General features: G+C 61.5%; 4 protein-coding genes and 1 pseudogene. 4 read left to right on the forward strand and 1 reads right to left on the reverse strand.

Features of this window, described 5'->3' with window-relative positions; all coding sequences use genetic code 11:
* Window positions 1-510 precede the first annotated feature (510 nt).
* Genes rluC through P5705_RS25940 form a run of 3 tightly spaced genes read left to right on the forward strand, consistent with a single transcriptional unit; the run spans window position 511 to window position 3,139 of the window.
* Window positions 511-1,467, forward strand: a complete 957-nt coding sequence (gene rluC, locus P5705_RS25930; RefSeq protein WP_011532879.1) for a 23S rRNA pseudouridine(955/2504/2580) synthase RluC — start codon at window positions 511-513, stop codon at window positions 1,465-1,467.
* 5 nt (window positions 1,468-1,472) lie between these two features.
* Window positions 1,473-2,153, forward strand: coding sequence for an HAD family hydrolase (locus tag P5705_RS25935; protein WP_277463715.1), 681 nt, complete (start codon window positions 1,473-1,475; stop codon window positions 2,151-2,153).
* Window positions 2,154-2,155: 2 nt separating this feature from the next.
* Window positions 2,156-3,139 carry a S49 family peptidase gene (locus P5705_RS25940; RefSeq protein WP_277463716.1) on the forward strand — a complete coding sequence of 328 codons (984 nt, stop codon included), beginning with the start codon at window positions 2,156-2,158 and terminating at the stop codon, window positions 3,137-3,139.
* A 61-nt stretch (window positions 3,140-3,200) separates the two neighbouring features.
* On the opposite strand, the gene P5705_RS25945 is transcribed toward P5705_RS25940, so the two are convergent.
* Window positions 3,201-3,779, reverse strand: a complete 579-nt coding sequence (locus P5705_RS25945) for a Maf family protein (RefSeq protein ID WP_277463717.1) — start codon at window positions 3,777-3,779, stop codon at window positions 3,201-3,203.
* A 95-nt stretch (window positions 3,780-3,874) separates the two neighbouring features.
* On the opposite strand from P5705_RS25945, the pseudogene P5705_RS25950 reads away from it, so the two are divergent.
* Window positions 3,875-4,082, forward strand: a pseudogene (locus tag P5705_RS25950) (YceD family protein); the annotation flags it as partial.

Consider the following 4,082-nt stretch of genomic DNA (forward strand, 5'->3'; position numbering starts at 1 on the left):
TTCAGGACCTTGTCCGTCCATCGCCCGATCAGTGGGGCGGTGGGCGGACGCGGTGCCACACGGTCCGAGGGCTGTGCATCTCCACCCTGCACGTATCCCTGAAAATTCGGTGCTGCCGCGCGCTGAATCCGCAACGGGTTGCATTTTTCGCCAGCCCGGATGCCGGGCTGGCGCCATAACATATCCAAGGCAGGTATTTCCGAAGCATTCGCCCAAATGCACGGAAACGACGGTGGCGGGCAGAGGTGCGGCGAAAAGAATCGGGTAAGCAGGTGAAACACCGCACTTGTCGTTTTTTTTCGGTCTTCTCTACACAGCGCTGGTGGCGATTCCAGGCAATTCGTTAAACTGGCGAACGCGCCGTAGGACGGCCTCGCGTCCTCGGGGATTGCGATGGTCAGGGCCGGCGTAGAGCCTGGTGCCGCTGGCCTGCCGCTTTTGGCGGCGTTCGCGACTATAGCAGCAATGATTAAGTGCTTCAATTCCATAAAAAATTGTTATGATCCCGCCATGACGACCAATACCCCTCCGACTTCCGGCGTTCAGCTGATCGAAGTCGCGCCGGAGCTTGCCGGCCAACGCATCGACAATTTCCTCATCACGGCCCTCAAGGGCGTGCCCAAGACGCTGGTCTACCGCATCCTGCGCAAGGGTGAGGTACGGGTCAACAAGGGCCGGATCAAGCCTGAGTACAAGCTCCAGGCGGGCGACATCGTGCGAGTGCCGCCCGTCCGCCTGCCCGAGCGCGACGAGCCGGCGCCGGTGGCCCAGGGGCTGCTGCAGCGGCTGGAGGCGGCGATTGTCTACGAAGACAAGGCGCTGATCGTGATGAACAAGCCGGCCGGTATCGCCGTGCATGGTGGTAGCGGCCTGAGCTTTGGCGTGATCGAGGCGTTGCGCCAGTTGCGCCCGGACGCGAAAGAACTGGAGCTGGTGCATCGCCTGGATCGCGACACTTCGGGCCTGCTGATGATCGCCAAGAAGCGCAGCATGCTGCGCCACCTGCATGCCGCGCTGCGGGGTGATGGCGTCGACAAGCGCTACATGGCGCTGGTGCGTGGGCACTGGCCAACTTCGAAGAAGCAGGTCAATGCGCCGCTGCAAAAGAGCAATCTGCGTTCCGGCGAGCGCATGGTCGAAGTGAATGACGAAGGCAAGGAGGCGCTGACGATGTTCCGCGTGCTGCGCCGCTTCGGTGAGTTCGCCACCATTGTCGAGGCGCGTCCGATCACGGGGCGCACCCATCAGATTCGCGTGCATACGCTGCATGCCGGGCACATGATCGCCGGCGACAGCAAGTATGGTGATGAAGATTTCAGTCGTGAAATCCGCGAGCTGGGTGGCAAGCGTCTGTTCTTGCACGCCTACCAGCTCACCGTGCCGCTGCCTGATGGTGGTGAGCTCAAGCTCGAGGCGCCAGTCGACGAGGTGTGGGCCAAGACCGTGGAGCGCCTGAGCGCGACCTGACCTGGATGAAAAAACACTACGAACTGCTGATCTTCGACTGGGACGGCACCCTGGCCGACTCCATCGGGCGCATTGTCCAGGCCATGAACCTGGCTGCCGTGCGTGCTGGCGAGGCGCCGAGCAGTGACGAGGCGATCAAGGGCATCATAGGGTTGGCGTTGGCGGAGGCGATCGCCACGCTTTACCCGCACCTCGATTCGCGGCAGGTCGAGTCCTTCCGCCAGCACTACGCCGATGTCTACATGGCCCTGGATCAGCAGCCGTCGCCGTTGTTCGACGGTGTGGTCGAGTCGCTGGAAGCCTTCCGGCGCGAGGGGTATCGTCTGGCCGTCGCCACCGGCAAGGCGCGCCGCGGGTTGGATCGGGTGCTCAAGGCCAATGGCTGGGAAGGTTATTTCGATATCACCCGTGCCGCAGACGAGACCCGTGGCAAGCCGCACCCGCTGATGCTCGAAGAGATCCTTGCCCATTGCCAGGTCGAACCCGGACGGGCGTTGATGGTCGGAGATTCAGCGTTCGACCTGCAGATGGCCAGCAATGCCGGCGTGCACTCGGTGGCAGTCGGTTATGGGGCCATGTCCCTGCAGGCCCTGGCCGAGTTCGGGCCGCAGGTGTGTATCGAGCACTTTTCCCAATTGCGCGAATGGCTGGCCGGCCGCGCGCTTTGCAATTTCCAAGGTAGGTGAGCATGGCTGACGAATGGAAGGCTCCTGAGCCTGAGGACAATGAAGAGCGCAAGAGCTGGAAGCTGTTGGAGAAGACGCTGCTCGCAGGTGTTCAGGAGCAGCGCAGAGCGCGGCGTTGGGGCATCTTTTTCAAGCTGCTGACCTTTGTCTATCTGTTTGGCATGCTGGCCTTGTTCACGCCGCTGATGGATGTGGACAAGGCGGCTTCGCGCAGCGGCAATCACACGGCGCTGGTCGAGGTGCGCGGCGTGATCGCCGACCAGGAGCCGGCCAGTGCCGACAATATCGTCAAGAGCCTGCGCGAGGCTTTCAAGGACGCGAAGACCAAGGCTGTGGTGATGCGCATCAATAGCCCGGGCGGCAGTCCGGTGCAGGCGGGCTACATCTATGACGAGATTCGTCGTCTACGTGGCGAGTATCCGGCTATCAAGCTGTATGCAGTGATCACTGACCTGGGTGCCTCCGGTGCCTATTACATCGCCAGTGCCGCTGATGAGATCTACGCCGACAAGGCGAGCTTGGTTGGGTCTATTGGTGTTACCGCCGCGGGCTATGGCTTCGTCGGTGCCATGGACAAGCTGGGCGTGGAGCGTCGCACCTACACCGCTGGCGAACACAAGGCCTTCCTCGATCCGTTCTCACCGCAAAAACCCGAGGAGACCGCTTTCTGGCAGGGTGTGCTGGACACCACTCATCGCCAGTTCATCGCAGTGGTCAAGCAGGGGCGGGGAGAGCGCCTGAAGGACAAGGAGCATCCGGAGCTGTTCAGCGGGCTGATCTGGTCGGGCGAGCAGGCCAAGGCGCTTGGCCTGGTAGATGGGTTGGGCAGTGCCAGCTATGTTGCCCGCGAGATCGTGGGTGAGAAGGAGTTGGTGGACTTTACTGTTCAGGAGTCGCCGTTCGACCGGTTCTCCAAGCGCTTGGGGGCCAGTGTTGCCGAGCGCCTGGCAATGTACATGGGCTTCCAGGGGCCTTCCCTGCGCTAGCGAGTGTTTCGCCGGCAAGCCGGCTCCTATCGGTAGGAGCTGGCTTGCCGGCGAACAAGGCTCAAGGTGCCTGCACGCCTTCCTTGTGCAGCATGTCCACCAATCGAATCAGTGGCAGCCCAATCAGGCTCGTGGCATCGCAGCCATGGGTGCTCTGGAAAAGGCTTACGCCCAGTCCCTCCGCCTTGAAGCTTCCGGCGCAGTCGAGCGGCTGTTCGGCTGTCACGTAGCGCTCAACTTGCTCCCTGGTCAATTCGCGCAATACCACGGTAAACGGCACGCAATCGACCTGGCATTGCCCGGTGGTGGTGTTGAGCAGCGCCAGGCCGGTAAGGAAGGTGACGTGCTGCCCGCTGGCGGCCAGCAACTGCTCGCACGCGCGCACGAAGGTGTGCGGCTTGCCAAGGATCTGCTCCCCAAGCACCGCTACCTGGTCGGAGCCGATGATCAAGTGATTGGGGTGAGTGCCAGCCAGTGCCTCGGCTTTTTGGCGCGCCAGGCGTCGTACCAGTTCGACGGCGGGTTCATCATCCAGGCGCCGTTCGTCTAAGTCGGGGCTTGCCCAGGTAAAAGGCAGGCGCAGACGGGCGAGCAGTTCACGGCGATAAGGGGAGCTGGAAGCCAGTAACAAGGGAAGCATGGTAGACTCCTGGTCAATTACCCCGAATTCTAACATGCGTGATGTGCCGAATTTCCTTTGACAGGGAGGGGGTGCATCCCTAGAATGCTGCGCCTATGTTGAATGACCCGATTCCACCTCACGTTGACCCGCGCAAATTGGCTGATCGTGGCGTAACCCTCGAAGGTTCGCTGCAACTCGCTGATTTGGAAAGACTCTGCGACCCGCTTTCCGACAATGTCGGTACGGTGCAGGCGAAGTTCGATTTTGAACGAGATGAACAGCACGTCGTGGTTATCCACAGTGCGCTGGATGTCGAAGTCA

The organism is Pseudomonas entomophila (assembly GCF_029478665.1).
Taxonomy (GTDB): Bacteria; Pseudomonadota; Gammaproteobacteria; order Pseudomonadales; family Pseudomonadaceae; genus Aquipseudomonas; species Aquipseudomonas entomophila_F.